Here is a 17,010-nt window from a genome sequence, read left to right as displayed (position 1 = left end):
CGATATGCAGAAGAAGCAAACGCTTTCAATGGTAGTGACGAATGTGCAACTACTGGAATCAGGATTATCCGCACAAGCGATGTTTAATGTGCAAGGCGGTGTGATTGGCTCTGCAAGTGATGCGCATTGGCAGCTTCGTGACGGTAAAGGGAAAATTCAAAATCATCACTGTGCCATCCGTGTGATTGATGGTGCGTTTTGCATTCAAGATCTGGTTGGTAATACCTATGTTAATGGTTCCCATAAGCCGTTAGGGCAAGGTGCCTCGGCTAAGTTGGAGCATAAAGATGAAGTGGCCATTGGACCTTACCAAATTCGTGTCATTTTTGGTCAAGTGGGTGAAGATGATTCTCTGATTAATGGCTCTTTGGATCAGCTGTTTGCTAAAGAGGGGCTCGATCTACTCAAAGATGGTCCATTGGATGATATCAGCCGCGACGAGGATGAACCAGAGCCGAGTTCAATGGACCCTATCGCCGCTTTAGATGATTTATTGCAAGGCATTAAACAAGAAGAGTCGTTGCTTGAAGAGACGGAAAAACCACTCGCACAAGCACAACATTCATTAGTGCCAGAATACGATAGCCAGCAGTCGCAACTGCAGTTTACGCCTCAAGCTGACAGCGAGTATGAGATGACGTCATCGATTCGATTAAAGAAAATTCTCGGTTTTGGCAAAACCTCCACCGATTTACCACCTATTCCGGCTGTTGAGCACCATGAGACTGCGCAACCACCGACTCATTTGAACATTAATAACAGCATTTACAACGTACCTGAGGGCTTAGCGATGGACGATAAAGTATTAGATCTACTTGAGGAAGAAGTGGCGAGAAGCTACCACCCTCACTCCGAGCAACACAACAGCTCGTCAAACAATGCATCACACTTATTGACCGGCCCCATGCTCACCGGGCTAGGTGTTGACGTTGGCAATAGCCACGATATGGCGAAAATGCACATGCTTTCAGAAGAGCTTGGGCAATCGTTGCAAGCGTGTGTGCAAGGTTTGCTTGAGCTTCACCAGCAAGTGAGTGAAGGGCGTTTTGGTATGATGAATCGTAACTTGCAACCGATTGAAGATAACCCACTTCGCTTGGGGCTATCATACGAAGAAACCATTCGTACTCTGTATGATGCTGATAAAAGTGTGGTGCACTTGTCTGCCCCAGCGGCGATTGCCGAAAGCCTAAAAAATGTGCGCGACCATAACGAAGCAATGCAGCACGCCACTAGCGAAGCCCTAAATCAGATTCTTAATGCCTTTTCTCCTCAAGTGCTACTGCGCCGTTTCCAACACTACAAGCGCAATAGTGATGCACAGAGTAACTCTTCAGATGCTTGGGCGTGGGAGATGTATTGCCACTACTACCAAGAGCTCACTTCTAATCGCCAAAAAGGATTTGAGAAACTGTTTTGGGAAATTTTCGAGCAGTCTTACGACAAGAAAATTCGTGAAAAACAGCTGGAGCTATAACGGTGAACAAGCGGTCTTTTGTCCTGCTGATGCTACTGACGGTATTAACCGCCTGTAGCTCATCAGAAAAGTATGAGCCAGCCACACAGCCGACCAAGGTAACGTTCAGTCTCGTTAGTGATGAAGGTACTAACCCTAATATTTGGGGTGAAGCGTCGCCGATAGAGGTTCAAGTGTTTGAGCTCAAAGATGATTCGATGTTTATGTCTGCCGATTATGACCAAGTAAAAGCAGACTACAAAAAAGCGTTACGCAGCAATTTTATCGCCAATTACGATTATGTAATGACACCAGGCCAGTTTAAGTTTGTGAACGCGTTCGAGATTGATGAAGGCACGAACTACATTGGGGTCATGGCGCATTTTGCTGAACCTGAGCTGAGTGAATGGAAAAAGGCCGTCAAAGTGCTTAACAAAGGTAGGGAATACCATCTTTTGATGTATTTCAAAGACTACGATGTAAAACTGGAAAGGGTGGAATAACAAGATGTTTGCGCGTAATCGTGTCATTTGGAATGAAGGTCTATTCATTAAACCGCAGCATTTCCAGCAGCAGCAACGCTATTTTGAATATCATATTGATGAACGCATTTCATCAGTCAGTGGCTATCTTTACGGAGTATCAGAGTTATCACTTAACCCTGAATATCTCTCTTTTGGTCGTATCGCGATCGAACGTGCGGTCGGCATTATGCCTGATGGAACCGTTTTCCGTATTCCTCAGGAAGATGTGTTGCCCGATGCGCTTGAGATTGCCGATGCTTCGCTTGCAAACCAGTTGGTCTATTTAGCGGTGCCACTTCGCAGTGAATCGTTAATGGAGATTAACTGGCCTGAAGAGCGTGGAACCGGGCGTTATTTAAGCAATCGTCTAGAAGTGCGTGATGTGCATACCGTGCGCGGTGACACCACGACGCTAGATGTCTCACCTGTTCGTGTGCAGTTGATGCTTGAAAAAGAAGACAGAAGCTCTTACGCCTCAATCGCGATCGCTCGTATTTTAGAAAAACGTCCTGATGGCAGTGTCGTACTCGATCCGGACTTTATTCCGTGCCATCTTAATGTTGCGAGCAATGCGGCTTTGCACCGTTTTATTAACGAAATCTCTGGGTTAATGCGCGAACGTGCCAAAAATATTGCTCAACGTATCAGCTCTCCCTCTCAAGGCGGGGTAGCGGATGTGTCTGATTTTATGCTGTTGCAAGCCCTGAATCGCTTACAACCCCAGATGCAACACTTGGCAGAGCTACGCAGTTTGCACCCGGAACGTTTATTTGAGTGCCTGTCATGCGTATGTGGAGAATTGGCTACATTTACCGATGAAAGTCGTTTACCACCGAACATCCCGAGCTACAACCATGAAATGCCGACCCACTCTTTTGGGCCGCTGATCCGCAACTTAAGACAGAGCCTAAGTATCGTGCTTGAGCCTAGAGCGGTCTCGATTCAGTTGGATAAACGTAAGTACGGTCTGATGGTTGCCCCAATCCACGACCCTCAACTGGTTGAAAGCGCAGAATTCATCATCGCGGTGAAAGCACGCATGCCATTAGATGAACTGCGTCGTCTCTTTACTCAGCAGACCAAAGTATCGTCAGTGGAGAAAATCCGCGAGCTCATTTCACTGCAATTACCGGGCATTCCAATTACACCGTTACCAGTGGCACCAAGGCAGTTGCCTTACCACGCCGGTTATACCTATTACCAATTGGATAAAACCAGCTCAGCATGGTCGATGTTAGGTCGCTCAAGTGGTTTTGCTTTCCATGTCGCGGGTGCGTTTGAAGATCTTGACCTGCAATTCTGGGCGATTAGGAGCTGATGATGGCCATTGATAAAAAAAACACCCAATACAGCGGTCTGCTTTTTGACAGCGTCGAGCAGATCAACCACGACCAAGATTACTGGTTTCAACTGCGTGGTGATAACCCTAATGTTTTGATTGATGCTGCTACCCCTCTGTTTGGTTTGTCGCTGCGGGTACGCAGCTTGTCAGAGTGCGACAACATTGAGCAGATCTACAAACAGACGGTGGAAGAGATTAAAGCGATTGAAATCGAGCTTGCCGAGCAAGGGTTTGAGCATGCGATTTTGATGGCTTATCGCTACATTCTGTGCGCGTTTTTGGATGAAGCCGTCATGGGAACCGAGTGGGGTGCATCCAGTGTGTGGGCTGAACATTCTATGCTGTCTCGTTTCCACAGTGAGACTTGGGGCGGCGAAAAAGTGTTTACCATCTTAAGTCGCTTGGAAGGTGAACCTAAACGTTATCGCGCGTTGCTAGAGTTTATCTATCAATGCCTAGTGTTAGGTTTTGAAGGTAAATACCGTGTGATGGAAAGCGGCCACAACGAGCGTGAAAAGGTGATCAGTCGTTTACATGACACCGTCAGTTCGTTGGATGAAAACGAGCCGAAGGAACTGACCTCCGCCACGGACCATGTGGTGAAATCAAAATATAAGTTAAGCAGGCAGTTACCGGTTTGGTCAGTACTGCTTGGTTTTGTCATTATTTGGGTCGGTGTGTTTTTAGGCTATTCCTATTTACTGCACAGCCAATCGGCAGACGTATTAAACCAATTGAACCAAATACTCTAATTATAAAAGGCTAGGTGATTGTAGTGATCCGTATTGAATTACCCACATTAATTTCAAAACTCAATGAACAGAGTAAGCTAGCCCTAGAGCAAGCCGCTTCATTATGTATTGAACGTCAGCACCCAGAAGTGACCTATGAGCATTTCCTGCATGTGCTGTTAGAGAACCCACTTTCGGATGTGCGTGTGATAGCTAAGCACGCTAACTTAGATGTGGAAACCGTAAAACAAGCCATCAGTGCAAGTTACGCTCGTGAACAAGTGTTAGATACCTATCCAGCATTCTCGCCACTGTTGGTTGAGCTATTGCAGGAAGCTTGGTTGCTTTCTACCACTGAGCTGAATCAGAATCAGCTTCGTTCGGGTGTGGTGTTTTTAGCCGCGTTGATGCGCGCTGATCGTTACCTACCACTTAAACTAATCCGTCTTTTTGAACACATCAACAAAGAGAGCCTAAACAAAGGGTTTGATACGCTGTTGCAAGACTCTTCCGAGTCGGCGGTTGAAAAAAACAAAGCGGGTTCTCAAGCTCCTGCCGCGCTGGATGCAGCGTCATCTTCGCCACTGCATAAATACTGCACCAATGTCACGGCGCAAGCGCGTAACGGCGAACTGGACCCAGTATTGTGTCGTGAAAACGAACTCAATTTGATGATCGACATCTTGTGTCGTCGTCGTAAAAACAACCCCATCGTTGTGGGAGACGCTGGTGTCGGTAAAAGCGCCATGATTGAAGGACTTGCATTGCGCGTCGTTGCGGGCAATGTGCCGACACAGCTGCAAAATGTAGAGTTGTGCTCACTCGATCTCGGCTTGTTGCAAGCGGGTGCTTCAGTCAAAGGTGAATTTGAAAAACGTCTTAAAGGCGTGATTGACGCGATCAAAACCTCGCCTAAACCGATCATTTTGTTTATCGATGAAGCGCACACTTTAATTGGTTCTGGCAACCAAGAGGGTGGTAGTGATGCGGCCAACTTGCTCAAGCCAGCTCTTGCGCGAGGCGAGCTCAGTACTGTCGCAGCCACCACATGGAAAGAGTACAAAAAGTATTTTGAAAAAGATCCTGCGCTGACTCGTCGTTTCCAGTTAGTGAAATTAGAAGAGCCGAGCATCAGCCAAGCAGTAGATATTCTGCGTGGCTTGAATCGTGTTTACGAAAAAGCCCATAACGTATTGATTACTGATGATGCATTGAAAGCCGCCGCCGAGCTTTCAGCGCGTTACATTTCAGGTAGACAACTGCCGGATAAAGCGATTGATGTGTTGGATACTGCTTGCGCGCGTATTGCAATTAATATCACCACACCGCCGAAGCGCTTAGCGCAACTAGAGACCGCTTGCCATCAACGTCAACTTGAAATTGATATGCTTGAGCGTGCTCAATATTTAGGTCAAGTGGTTGATTCGCATCGCTTGGATGAGCTATGTAGCCAAGAAGTGGCCGATGAAGCTGAAAAAGCGACCTTGACTCAAAGCTGGCAAGAGCAAAAAGCGATCATTGAGCGCATTATTACCCTACGCGATCAGCTCTTAGATGACGCTGAGGATCATGGTGAGCAGACCCAAGTTGAGCGCGATGAGTTACTTGTTCAATTGCAGGAGCAATATCGAGCTTTAGAAGAGATCCCTCATAATGATCGTCTCATGCATCCACAAGTCGATGCTCAGCAAATAGCGGAAGTGATTGCGGACTGGACGGGCGTGCCCGTTGACCAAATGAACAGCGATGAGCTGCATAAAATCACCCACCTAACGGCTATTTTAGGTGAGGCAATCAAAGGGCAAGATACTGCGATTGAGCGTGTTCACCGTAACTTATTAACGGCGCGCGCGGATTTGCGCCGTCCGGGGCGTCCAAAAGGTTCCTTCCTACTCGTGGGTCCAAGTGGCGTTGGTAAAACCGAAACGGTAGTCCAACTGGCGCAACAACTTTATGGTGGTAAACAATTTTTAACCACTATTAACATGTCGGAATATCAAGAAAAGCATACCGTTTCACGCCTGATTGGTTCGCCTCCGGGTTATGTTGGTTATGGTGAGGGTGGCATTCTTACCGAAGCGATTCGTAAAATGCCGTACTCTGTGGTGCTGTTAGATGAAGTTGAAAAAGCGCACCCAGAAGTGCTCAATATTTTCTACCAAGCCTTTGATAAAGGTGAGCTGGCCGATGGTGAAGGTCGAGTGATCGACTGCCAAAACATCGTCTTCTTCCTCACCTCGAATTTAGGTTACCAAACCATAGTCGATTACGCGCAGCAGCCTCAGTTGCTTGATGAGCAGCTTTACCCAGAACTTGCGGCTTTTTTCAAACCCGCCTTACTGGCTCGTATGGAGATTATTCCGTATCTACCGCTCAGCAAAGAAGTGCTAGAGCAGATTGTGCGTGGCAAGTTAACCCGCCTTGAGCAGCTCTTTAAACAGCGTTATGCCGCTGACGTGGTGATTGAAGATAGCTTGATCGAAGAGATCTTAAGCCGTGCAACGCGCTCTGAAAATGGGGCTCGTATGCTGGAAGCGATCATCGAAGGTCAATTACTACCACCGATTTCATTAGCTTTGTTAAATAAACTGGCTGATAAACAACCAGTACAACGCATCTATTTAGCGGCGGAAGAGGGTGAGTTTATTGGAGAGGTTGAGTGATCATGAGTCACTGGTTAGCTTACGCAACCGAGCTTGTTGTCGCGAGAAAGCCTAGCCAATTGGCCGCATTGTTTGTAGAAACGCTGCGCCGAGAGCTAAGGCTCGATACTTGCTTGTTACTGGTTCCCAGTTCAGACGGCCGTACCTTAGTGCCACAGGATAACCCGCTGAATTTAAGCTGGTCGGTCACCGATTTTGATTGTCCGTTTGCCCATGTATTGCAATCGGCCAAATCGATGCACTTAACCGCTGATGAATTGGTTTTTTGGCAATCTAATCGCCTGTTTAGTCAACTCACTAGCCGGGTCGGCATGCTAGATAGCGTGGTTGTACACCCGTTACCTAATGGGGATACACAAGTTCAGTCTATTTTGCTGTTGATTGGTGAAACCCATACCTTGGAAGGCCTATTTGAGCAGCCAGATTTTATCAAGTATGTGGATGTGTTTTGCCATCAGTGGTCGTTGCTTAATGAGATGCAACGGGAAGAACAGAATCGACAAAGCTTATCGGAATCGTTGTCTGACGTTCAGCGTGACAATGCTCGTCGTTCATTAATTGCGAGCCTCTCTGAAACCTTAATCGGTAACAGCTTGGTGATGAAAAAATTAAGAGAGCAGATCATCAACGCCGCGCCATCACAGCTTTCAGTGATGGTGCAAGGTGAAACAGGGACAGGTAAAGAGTTGGTCGCGCAAGCGGTGCACCAACTCTCGCCCCGTAAACAAGCGCCATTTGTTGCTATTAACTGCGCGGCTATCCCTGAAAACTTATTGGAAAGTGAACTGTTCGGCTACTGCAAAGGGGCGTTTTCCGGCGCGGATAGTGATAAACAAGGGTTGATTGCGCAAGCCGATGGCGGAACCCTGTTTTTGGATGAAATCGGTGATATGCCCTTGAGCCTGCAAGCCAAATTACTGCGGGTGTTGGAATCTCGATCTTTTCGGCCGATTGGCGGTAAAAACGAACAATCTTCTGATTTTCGTTTGGTTTCAGCAACGCATGTCAATCTCCTCGAACAAGTGCGTAATAAATCGTTTCGTCAGGATCTTTATTACCGCTTATTTCAGTACCCGATCACTTTGCCACGCCTTGCGGCAAGGATGGATGACATTGAACGGCTTAGCCAACATTTTGTACGCAGCTTTAATCAGCAGCATGCAACCAACATTCGGGGTGTGCACTATAAAGCGATCGATTGCCTAAAACGTTATGACTTTCCCGGTAATGTGCGTGAACTCAAGCACCTTATTGAATTTGGTTGTGCGCAAACACTGGATGGCACACAGGTGGAGGAGTCCTGCTTTACACAACGTTTAGCATACACTAAAGCCGATCAGCAGCCAGAGACTGAACGACATGGGCATAAGGTCGCTAAAGCTGAGCCCGGTGTCAGCCGAGTGGTGGATGATTTAAAACAAGCGGTGAATGAATTTGAGTCTCGTATTATCCGTGAGCGCCTCCAATATTTTGCTGGTGACAGGGCCAAAGCGGCCCAAAGCCTCGGTATACCCAAGCGGACCTTGGCCTATAAATGCCAAAAATTGGAGATTAAAACACCATGAATAAACGGTTGTTTAGGCTCACAGTTTGCCTCTCTATGACGCTGTATTTTCCCATGGCAAATGCGGAAAATGACGCTGTAGCACAAGCAGAGCAATGCACTACGATCACATCTCGGTTAGAGCGATTGAGCTGTTTTGACCACCTGTTTAAAACGCCTTCTGACGTGGTGATGCCTCAAGCGGCAATGCCCAATGCGCCGCTATCTTGGCAACGTGCCTTTGATAGCATCAGCCAGTATCAAGACGGGGAAGCAAGTCACTTAACCGTTGAGGGCGACGATGATAAAGGGAATGCGTGGATTACTTTGGTTGCGTTAAATCAAAATACAAAGTTTGACGATAACGCTAAACCTGTGCTGCTGATGAGCTGTATCGACAATTTGAGTCGAGTGGAATTGGCGTTTCCTAGCGCGATTGATGACCCTCGCATCCAAGTGTCGATTGCTAATATGCAGGCACAATCTTGGCGTAGTGACGATTTAGGTTTGCTCTTTTCCTCAGGCAGAGGCATGCCAGCGATTGAGATGATGAAAGCGATGGCGCGAGAAAATCGCCTTGTGCTGCGTTCAAACTCTCCTTTTGTTGATGGATTGCAGTTTGATGCGAGCGAGCTTTCGCAATCATTAACGGCACTAAAAACACGCTGTGGTTGGTAAGGAGTTCCAATGGAGTTAACCGATTATCGCCGCTGTATTACTCAGCCTATTCAAGCCGATAACCCTGTGGGTGAGCGCCTGATTGATGATCCACTGTTTGATTTTGTTGAAGATCAAATGATGAAAGTGGGGTCACTCTCCCACGCTAGTGTGCAATGGGATGAAGTCGAACACAGTACGCTCAAACTGCTCAGCGAAAAAAGTAAAGATCTCAAATTATTGATCTACTTGTTGCAGTGTTTGCATAACCAAGTCACACCGCTACGTTTCACCACGTCGCTGCAGCTGCTGAGCGATTTCATGTCCCTTTACTGGGAAGATTGCTTCCCTGCGCCAGGCAAAAGAGGCAGTTTGCCACGTCGCAAATTCTTCAGCCAGATTGTGCAGCGGTTAGCCTTAGTCATCGACAAGTTAGATTTCGCACAATTTGATGGACCAGATCGTGATGAGTTAAACACCGCGATCGACGCGCTACAGCAAGCGACTACTCAAGCCGGACTGATGTCTGAAAGCGTTGAAAGTCTAGTGGCTAAAGTTCAAGCCCAACTGCGCCGTGCAACAGAACGTGAGCAAGCGACTCAACATGTGCAAGAGACTCCGGCGGTTGAACGTAAAACCACCACCCAGAGCGCCATCTCAGTCGACAGTTCAAGTGACAAAGCCACTAAGCAGACCTTATTAAAGGTGGCTGAGTTTTTGTCTGAACAAGAGTTCGGCATTGCCTTGGCAATACGAGTCAGGCGTTTTGCCGTGTGGTCAAGTATTACCTCATTACCTGAGCACGACGTCAGCGGGGAAACACTGTTACGGGCGATGGCGCAAGAACGAATCAAAGAGTATCACGACCAAATGCGTAGCCCAGATTTAGCCTTATGGCGCAAGGTAGAGCAGAGTTTGACCATGGCACCTTACTGGTTTGAAGGGCAGATGATGAGTTATCAAATCGCGCAAAGCTTAGGCCAAAAGGCGTGGAGTGAAGCCATTTTGAGTGAAAGCCAGCAGTTTGTGGCACGTCTACCTGCGCTGCTCGAGTTGAAATTCAAAGGAGGCGAGCCTTTTGTCAATGCGAGCGTAAAAGAGTGGCTACTCAGCCAGCAGCAAAGTAGCGCCCAAGGCCAAGTAGCAGGTGATTGGCAAGACAAACGCAAAGAGGCGTTTAGCTTAGCGAAAGAGGGAGGCATTGCGGTGGCGCTCTCTATGCTCAACGATGGCCTGGTCAGCGCCAGTGAGCCAAGGGATAAATTCTATTGGCGGTTATTATCGGCTGATTTGTTAAATAGCAATAATTTAGATGCGATGGCGAAAGAACAGTACCAAACGTTACATGCTCAGGTTAGCACCATGAGCGTTACCGATTGGGAACCCTCATTAGTTGAGCAATTAGAACAATACACAACGTCAGAGTAAACGAAGGACACAAACCCATGTGGAAATTTATTGTTGGGATCGCAAGAAAGTTAACACCGGGCATTGCCGCGGCGATGCCTATTTTGCTATTTAGCACATTCATTTTATTGAATGTTGCGATTTGGTGGGCAGGCCCTTGGCTAGAGATCGCGGGGAATAAGCCACTTGAATCGATAACCGCTCGCGCAGTGGCAAGTAGCTTGTTCACTTTAGGTGCCTTGGCCGTTTGGGGCGTGTGGCAGTGGCGAAAATTGCAAGGTTTTAAAGCCGAGCAAAAGCGTGAAGATCAGCTTCGCCAAGATCCAATTAAAGCCTATGAAGAGCGCCAAGAGGTTGAGCTGAACCAAGTGATGGTCAGCATGAAAGAGAACCTCAATAAACGTAATTATCTCTATGCGTTGCCATGGTATTTAGTGCTCGGTTTGGAAAATGCCGGTAAAACCAGCCTCATCAACCGCTCTGGGCAAAACTTTGTTTTTTCTTCGGTAATGCGAGCCTCGGGTCAAAAAAGTGAAAACCCGTATTCGTTTGATTGGTGGATTGGCGATGAATCGGTACTGATTGATCCTGATGGAGAGCTACTGACACAAGGTAACCACAGCAATGATAACGATGGTGCGATGGAGCGCCGTTTATGGCTTCATTTTGTTAATTGGTTGGAGAGAACGCGTAGCCGTCGTCCACTCAACGGTATCGTTTTAGCGTTAGACGTTTCTCACTTAGCAACCGCAACTGCAACCGAGCGTAAAGCTTACGCCAATTTATTGCGTGCTCGTTTACGTGAATTGATGGAGACGTTATCCACGCGTCTACCTGTCTATATTGCATTGACGAAATTGGATTTGTTACACGGTTTTGAACCTTTCTTTAAACATTACTCGCGCAGTCAGCGTGAAGATGTGCTGGGCTTTACCTTTTCGCTTGACTCTATTGATGACTTGGATAACTGGCTCAACGAGTTTTCAAAAGACTACAGTCAGTTTGTTGAGCGCATTAATGATGTGTTGCCGCATGCGGTTTCTGTACCTATGGATCTCGAAGAGCGCAATGCTATTTATAGCTTCACGCGTCAAATTTCTGGTTTAAAAGAGATCTTATTACAATTTTTCAACGATGCATTGGCCAGTGATCAGTTCTCTACGTCGGCTTTGGTGCGTGGCGCGTATTTCACTTCTGTGTATCAACAGGGCGTACCCACAAACGCATTTGATGATGCCGCTTCACGTCGTTACGGGCTAGATCATGCGATCAACAAAGCGCAGCAAGCCAAAAACTCAACGGTTTATTTCACACAAAAACTGTTTAATAACATTATCTATCCTGAAGCTGGGCTTGCCTCGGATAATTTTCGTGTTGCGAAGCAAAAACGGCGCTTGATTGGTTTGTCAGTAGTGGCCGGCTCTATTGCAACTGTGTTATTAGTCGGCACTTGGCATCGTTATTACCTTAGTAACGTGAAGCATTCTGATGCGGTGTTAGCGAAAGTAAACGAGTACAAAAACGAGTTCCCCTCTAATCTTTATTTAGCCTCTCAGCAAGATGTTCTCGTGCCGCTCAATAAAATTCGTGAAGCGACGTTAGAGTTTGGCTTCTTCCGTGATAAACCACAGTACATTTCCGATTTTGGTTTGTACCAAGGCCACACGATTGGTCCAATGGTTGAAGCGACCTATTTGAATTTATTGGAAAACCGCTTTTTACCTCTGCTAATGGCTGATGTCGTTGTGCAGCTTAACCAAGCCAAAACAGATGAAGAGAAGCTGGCCGTGCTGCGCGTCTATCGCATGATGGTAGATAAAAGCGGCCGCTATAAGGATTATGTACTCGATTATTTCTCCAAATACTGGCAGCAAGAGTTCGCTGGGCAACGCGTGATCCAAGAAGAACTACTGGGGCATTTAGACTACGCCATGTTACACACGGATTTAGCGGGTGATCGCGCGCGCGGTGATCGCAATGCAGAGTCGGTGATGAAGCCTTATGATCAGGTGGTGGCGAAAGTGCAGTCTGATCTTGGTTCTATGCCTAACGATCAACGTGTTTACCGTAATTTGAAGTTGAATGCACAAACGGTTCTTGGTCCCTCGATCAATTTACGCAACTTGATTGGCCCCGTCTTTGATGTGGTTTTTGAAGAGCGAGTGGTCAACAGCAGCTCGCTGTATATTCCGCAAATGCTTACCAAAAAAGGGTTTGAAGATTACTTTATGCCGCAATCAGAATCCGTTTCTGAGCTGGCCTTGATCGACAGTTGGGTACTGGGGCAATCCAAATCGGCTCAATTTAGCGAAGCGGATAAGCACGACCTTCGTAACAAAATCCGCAGCTTGTATGTGGCGGACTACACCAATACCTGGCGTGCGGCTCTTAATGAAATCAGCGTTAAGTATTTTAGCGACATCAATGACGCGGTGTCAGTATTAGAAAACTTTACCGGCAACATTGAACCGATGCAGCGTTTGCTTCGCACTTTAGAAAGCAATACTCAAATGTATGCCAGTGTGCCTAAAGATGAAGCCGCGCAAAAAGAGCTGTTAAAAAATCCAAAATACAAAGTTGCTTCGCAGATTGATGCGCCCTTTGCTGAACTAAACGCTATGCTCAAGCCAGTCGGTGATAAGCCAGCGTACATCAATGAAGTGTTAGTGGCGGTGGAAGAGTTACAAAATTACCTCAAATCTATTCAAGAAGCGCCAGATGTTGGTATGGCTGCGCTTGATGCCACTAAAGCACGCGTAAAATTAGTGAACGCTGATCCAATTTACACGGTGAAACGTATTGCATCAGGTTTGCCTAAACCGCTCGATACTATGGTGTCTAAACTGGCGGATGAGAGTTGGTATGTTGTCAAACAAGAAGCGATTAAGCACCTTGAAGTTCGTTGGCATGATGATGTTTACAAAACCTTTGAAGAGAAATTAGCTGGTCGCTATCCATTTAATGAGTCATCCAACAAAGACAGTTCTCTTTCTGACTTTGAAGCGTTTTTTGCGCCCAACGGCACATTAGACAACTTCTACAACAACCAGCTAAGAATGTTTGTGGAAGAAAATATTGCGGTCAATGATGACGATAACGCGCAGTCGATTATTCGCAAAGACGTTCTAGAACAGCTCAAGCAGGCGAAGAAAATTCAGCAAGCTTTCTTTAACCGCAAAGGGGTCTTAGACGTTAGTTTCTCGGTTGAACCGTTACGCTTGAGCAACAACAAACGCCGCAGTGTGCTGAATGTTGATGGTCAATATCTCGCTTATAGTCACGGCCCAAGAGACAGTGTCGAGTTGATTTGGCCAAATACGCTGCGTGATTCTGCGATCTCTAAAGTAACGTTAGTGCCGACTAAAAATAATATGTCGCCACGAAGTATTAATATCCAAGGTCCGTGGGCATTTTTCCGCTTGCTTGAACAAGGTGATGTGGTGGGTGCTAGTTCCACGTCGGTTGACTTTAAGTTTGCAGTTGACGGTGGTGAGATGATTTATCGACTCAATTCAGAGGCAGATATTAACCCATTCACCGAGCGGTTATTTAAGTCATTCAAACTCTCGAAAACCCTTTACTAAAATAATAGTGAGGAGCGATTGGTCATCGCTCCTCAACTCACTTAGGACGCTGTAGTCATGTCCAATATTGTATTTATCGACCACGCTCGTTTTCATTTGATAGATGATGCTGCCGCTGTTCGTCACATTGATGCCTACCAAAAGGTGAGAGATGAGATCAATCGTCGTAACAACCCATTATCAGGTGGTCCAGACTGGGCTGTGGTGAAAGTTGCTTGTGAAACATTAGCAAAAGGCCCGGGGATTGACCTTTTGCTGTGCGGTTATTACACCGTAGCCTGTTTAAAAATGCAGGGCTTAGCGGGATACGCCAATGGTGTTGAACTGCTGTGCTGCTGCTTAAGTAATTTGCCAAAACCGGACGTAAAATCGGCGAAAATGCGCAAGGAAGTGCTCGATTGGGTTAATGCTCGTGTAGTGCGGGAGTTAAAAGATCTGCGTCCGAATCATGAAGCACTGCGTGATTTATACCGTTGTGAGCGCTTTTGTGAGCGTATGCATGCCATTTTAGAGCTGCAACAGCCGGACTATTTGGTTGATTTCGAAGGAGTAGGTTTTGCTATTTTTGAACATATTGATCGTTTAGAAACGCAATATCATTCGCTGCTAAAGCGCCATACCCAAACGGAACAGGTTGAGCAGGTGCGTAATCAAAAGCGCTCACGTGTTACGCATGTGGCCGCTTTTATATCCGGTGTTCTTGGTGTTGTGATGGTGTATGGGGCCGTCACTTATTTGCCGTTTTTCAACTCAATATCTTATGCAACCAACCTAAGGTTACCTGCTTTACATACGCCAGAGCAGGTCAATGCGTTTCAACAGGCTAACTCGCCAGCCAAGCTTGAACAGTTGTCAAATGAGATTGTGCCATTGTACCGAGAGGCGATTGAGCAAAAAATGGCGCGCTCTTTTGAATCGGCTCGTGTTGAAGCCCAGCAAGTGTTGGATGCGTTATTGCAACTTTATCCCCAAACCGAATCGGTGCTGGAGGTTGATCAAGCGTTTGCCGATGCTAAGCGTGAAGCTCTGCAACAAACTGAGCGCTTTATGGAGCGTTTTAGTGAAACGCGAACCAAGATGGCTAACATCGCGCTGCTCGCGCAAAAAGGAAAATTAACCGAACTGCAAAGACAAACCAAATCGTTGGAGGAGTTCGCTATTAGTTTGTCTCCTATTTACGGGAGAGCTGCATATGTCGAAGAGTTGCTCAAAAAAGGTGATGTTGTACAGGCTGAACAGGAGTTTATGATTCTGAAGCAGCGGCTTAATAATTTGAGCTGGAAAATGGCCGAGCTCGACAAGCAGTTTGAGCATTTGACTGTGACACATAATCAGGAAGCTCATGCTCAATAAGCTGAGCAACAATTGGTTATTGAAGGGCAACTTTTTGCTCATATCAGGCAGTTTGTTGCCTTTGTCAATAGGGCTGCTTATAACCTTATGAATATAAAAGAAAAATATCTGGCACTGCACTTGCTGTACTAGTGTCATTTTGCGATAAAAGAGTGGAAGGGAAAAAGATGGCAAGGTTAAGTTTTAGGCTCACCGTGGAGGGTTTGGCAGACGACACGTTAGTGGTGCATGAATACCAAGGTGTGGAATCGCTGTCTGATAGCACGCAAGCGGGCCTGCGCTGCTACGGTTTTCGCTATGAGATAAAACTGGCCAGTCGTCAATCTGGCTTAACGGCGCTGGAGCTGGTGGACAAAACCGCTCAGCTTGAGATGCTGCGTGATGACCTTGTCGTGCAGCGCGTGCACGGCATTGTGCGCCAGTTCAGTAAAGGCGATATTGGCCATCATCACACCTTTTACTCACTGACCTTAGTCCCGGCATTAGAGCGGCTATCACTGCGCCAAAACAGCCGTATTTTCCAGCTCAAAACCGTTCCCGAAATCCTCTCCATCGTACTGCAAGAAATGGGCATTAACGACTACGCCTTCTCGCTGAAACGTGAGTGCGCTCAGCGTGAATTCTGCGTGCAGTACCGTGAGACGGATATCGACTTCTTGCACCGCTTAGCCGCCGAAGAGGGCTTGGTGTATCACTTCATCCATGAAGAAGGGAAACACACCCTCTTTTTCAGTGACGACAGCCAAAGCCTGACGAAGCGAGAAACGCCTATCCCTTACAACGCCCTCGCAGGTGGCGTGATGGAGAGCCCTTATGTGTCGCAATTAACGCAACACAGCCAAACCGAAGTGAGCCACAGCGCGCTGCAAGATTACAGCTTTAAAAAGCCGAGCTACTCGTTTGCCCAGCAAGCGCAAGGGCGCGAGATGGATTACCAGCAAGCGACCTACGAACACTTTGATGCACCGGGTCGCTTTAAAGACGACGTCAGCGGCAAAGCCTTTAATCAAATTCGCTTAGAGTACCTACGACGAGAAGCGCGTACCGCGACCGGAAAAAGTAACCATCCAGGCCTGCAAGCGGGCACAAAGTTCGACTTACAAGAGCATCTTGACGACAGCGCGAACCGCGATTGGGTTGTAGTGCAAGTGCATCATCAAGGGCGTCAGCCACAAGCTTTGGAAGAAGAGGGCGGCAGTGGCGCGACCACGTACAGCAACCAATTCACGCTCATTCCTGCTGATGTCACGTGGCGTGCGACACCGCAAGCCAAACCTCAAGTGGATGGCCCTTGCATGGCGTTAGTCGTGGGCCCTGACGGCGAAGAAATCTTCTGTGACGAACATGGCCGCGTCAAACTGCATTTCCCGTGGGACAGATATTCCAACGGCGATGAACACAGCTCGTGCTGGGTGCGCGTGTCACAAGGTTGGGCTGGCAGCCAATATGGCATGATAGCCATTCCGCGCATTGGTCATGAAGTCATCGTCTCGTTTCTTAACGGCGACCCAGACCAACCGATAGTGACAGGCCGTACCTACCATGCCACCAACAAAGCGCCGTACACACTGCCGGATAACAAAACTAAAACCGTGCTGCGCAGTGAAACGCACCAAGGAGAAGGGTTTAACGAGCTGAGCTTTGAAGACCAAGCGGCGCAAGAGAAAATCTACCTACACGCGCAAAAAGACTTAGACGCCTTGGTGCTCAATGACGCCACGGCGCACATCAAGCACGACCAGCACCTCAC

General features: G+C 47.2%; 11 protein-coding genes. All 11 read left to right on the top strand.

Features of this window, described 5'->3' with window-relative positions:
- The first annotated feature begins 4 nt into the window (after window positions 1–4).
- Window positions 5–1,477, top strand: a complete 1,473-nt coding sequence (gene tagH, locus AACT23_RS16705; RefSeq protein ID WP_013868297.1) for a type VI secretion system-associated FHA domain protein TagH — start codon at window positions 5–7, stop codon at window positions 1,475–1,477.
- Window positions 1,478–1,479: 2 nt separating this feature from the next.
- Window positions 1,480–1,959, top strand: a complete 480-nt coding sequence (gene tssJ, locus AACT23_RS16700; RefSeq protein WP_013868298.1) for a type VI secretion system lipoprotein TssJ — start codon at window positions 1,480–1,482, stop codon at window positions 1,957–1,959.
- A 4-nt stretch (window positions 1,960–1,963) separates the two neighbouring features.
- On the top strand, window positions 1,964–3,298 hold the full coding sequence (tssK, locus tag AACT23_RS16695) for a type VI secretion system baseplate subunit TssK (protein ID WP_094128537.1): 1,335 nt from the start codon (window positions 1,964–1,966) through the stop codon (window positions 3,296–3,298).
- A 2-nt stretch (window positions 3,299–3,300) separates the two neighbouring features.
- A complete protein-coding gene (gene icmH, locus AACT23_RS16690) occupies window positions 3,301–4,074 on the top strand; it encodes a type IVB secretion system protein IcmH/DotU (protein WP_026027751.1) in 774 nt (257 codons plus the stop codon).
- 23 nt (window positions 4,075–4,097) lie between these two features.
- On the top strand, window positions 4,098–6,716 hold the full coding sequence (tssH, locus tag AACT23_RS16685) for a type VI secretion system ATPase TssH (RefSeq protein WP_094128534.1): 2,619 nt from the start codon (window positions 4,098–4,100) through the stop codon (window positions 6,714–6,716).
- 2 nt (window positions 6,717–6,718) lie between these two features.
- A complete protein-coding gene (locus AACT23_RS16680; protein ID WP_176428663.1) occupies window positions 6,719–8,281 on the top strand; it encodes a sigma-54 interaction domain-containing protein in 1,563 nt (520 codons plus the stop codon).
- Window positions 8,278–8,937, top strand: a complete 660-nt coding sequence (gene vasI, locus AACT23_RS16675) for a type VI secretion system-associated protein VasI (protein ID WP_094128528.1) — start codon at window positions 8,278–8,280, stop codon at window positions 8,935–8,937. The genes AACT23_RS16680 and vasI overlap by 4 nt, the downstream gene beginning before the upstream one ends.
- Window positions 8,938–8,946: 9 nt before the next feature.
- On the top strand, window positions 8,947–10,344 hold the full coding sequence (gene tssA / locus AACT23_RS16670; protein ID WP_017046812.1) for a type VI secretion system protein TssA: 1,398 nt from the start codon (window positions 8,947–8,949) through the stop codon (window positions 10,342–10,344).
- A 17-nt stretch (window positions 10,345–10,361) separates the two neighbouring features.
- On the top strand, window positions 10,362–13,907 hold the full coding sequence (gene tssM / locus AACT23_RS16665; RefSeq protein ID WP_013868305.1) for a type VI secretion system membrane subunit TssM: 3,546 nt from the start codon (window positions 10,362–10,364) through the stop codon (window positions 13,905–13,907).
- Between the two features lie 57 nt (window positions 13,908–13,964).
- A complete protein-coding gene (locus AACT23_RS16660; RefSeq protein WP_094128525.1) occupies window positions 13,965–15,260 on the top strand; it encodes a type VI secretion system ImpA family N-terminal domain-containing protein in 1,296 nt (431 codons plus the stop codon).
- Window positions 15,261–15,427: 167 nt separating this feature from the next.
- A partial coding sequence (locus AACT23_RS16655; RefSeq protein ID WP_094128522.1) for a type VI secretion system Vgr family protein occupies window positions 15,428–17,010 on the top strand: 1,583 nt, incomplete at its 3' end.

The sequence above is a fragment of the Vibrio sp. V09_P4A23P171 genome, assembly GCF_963875615.1.
GTDB lineage: Bacteria > Pseudomonadota > Gammaproteobacteria > Enterobacterales > Vibrionaceae > Vibrio > Vibrio anguillarum.
This window is presented reverse-complemented; position numbering and strand designations above follow the sequence as displayed.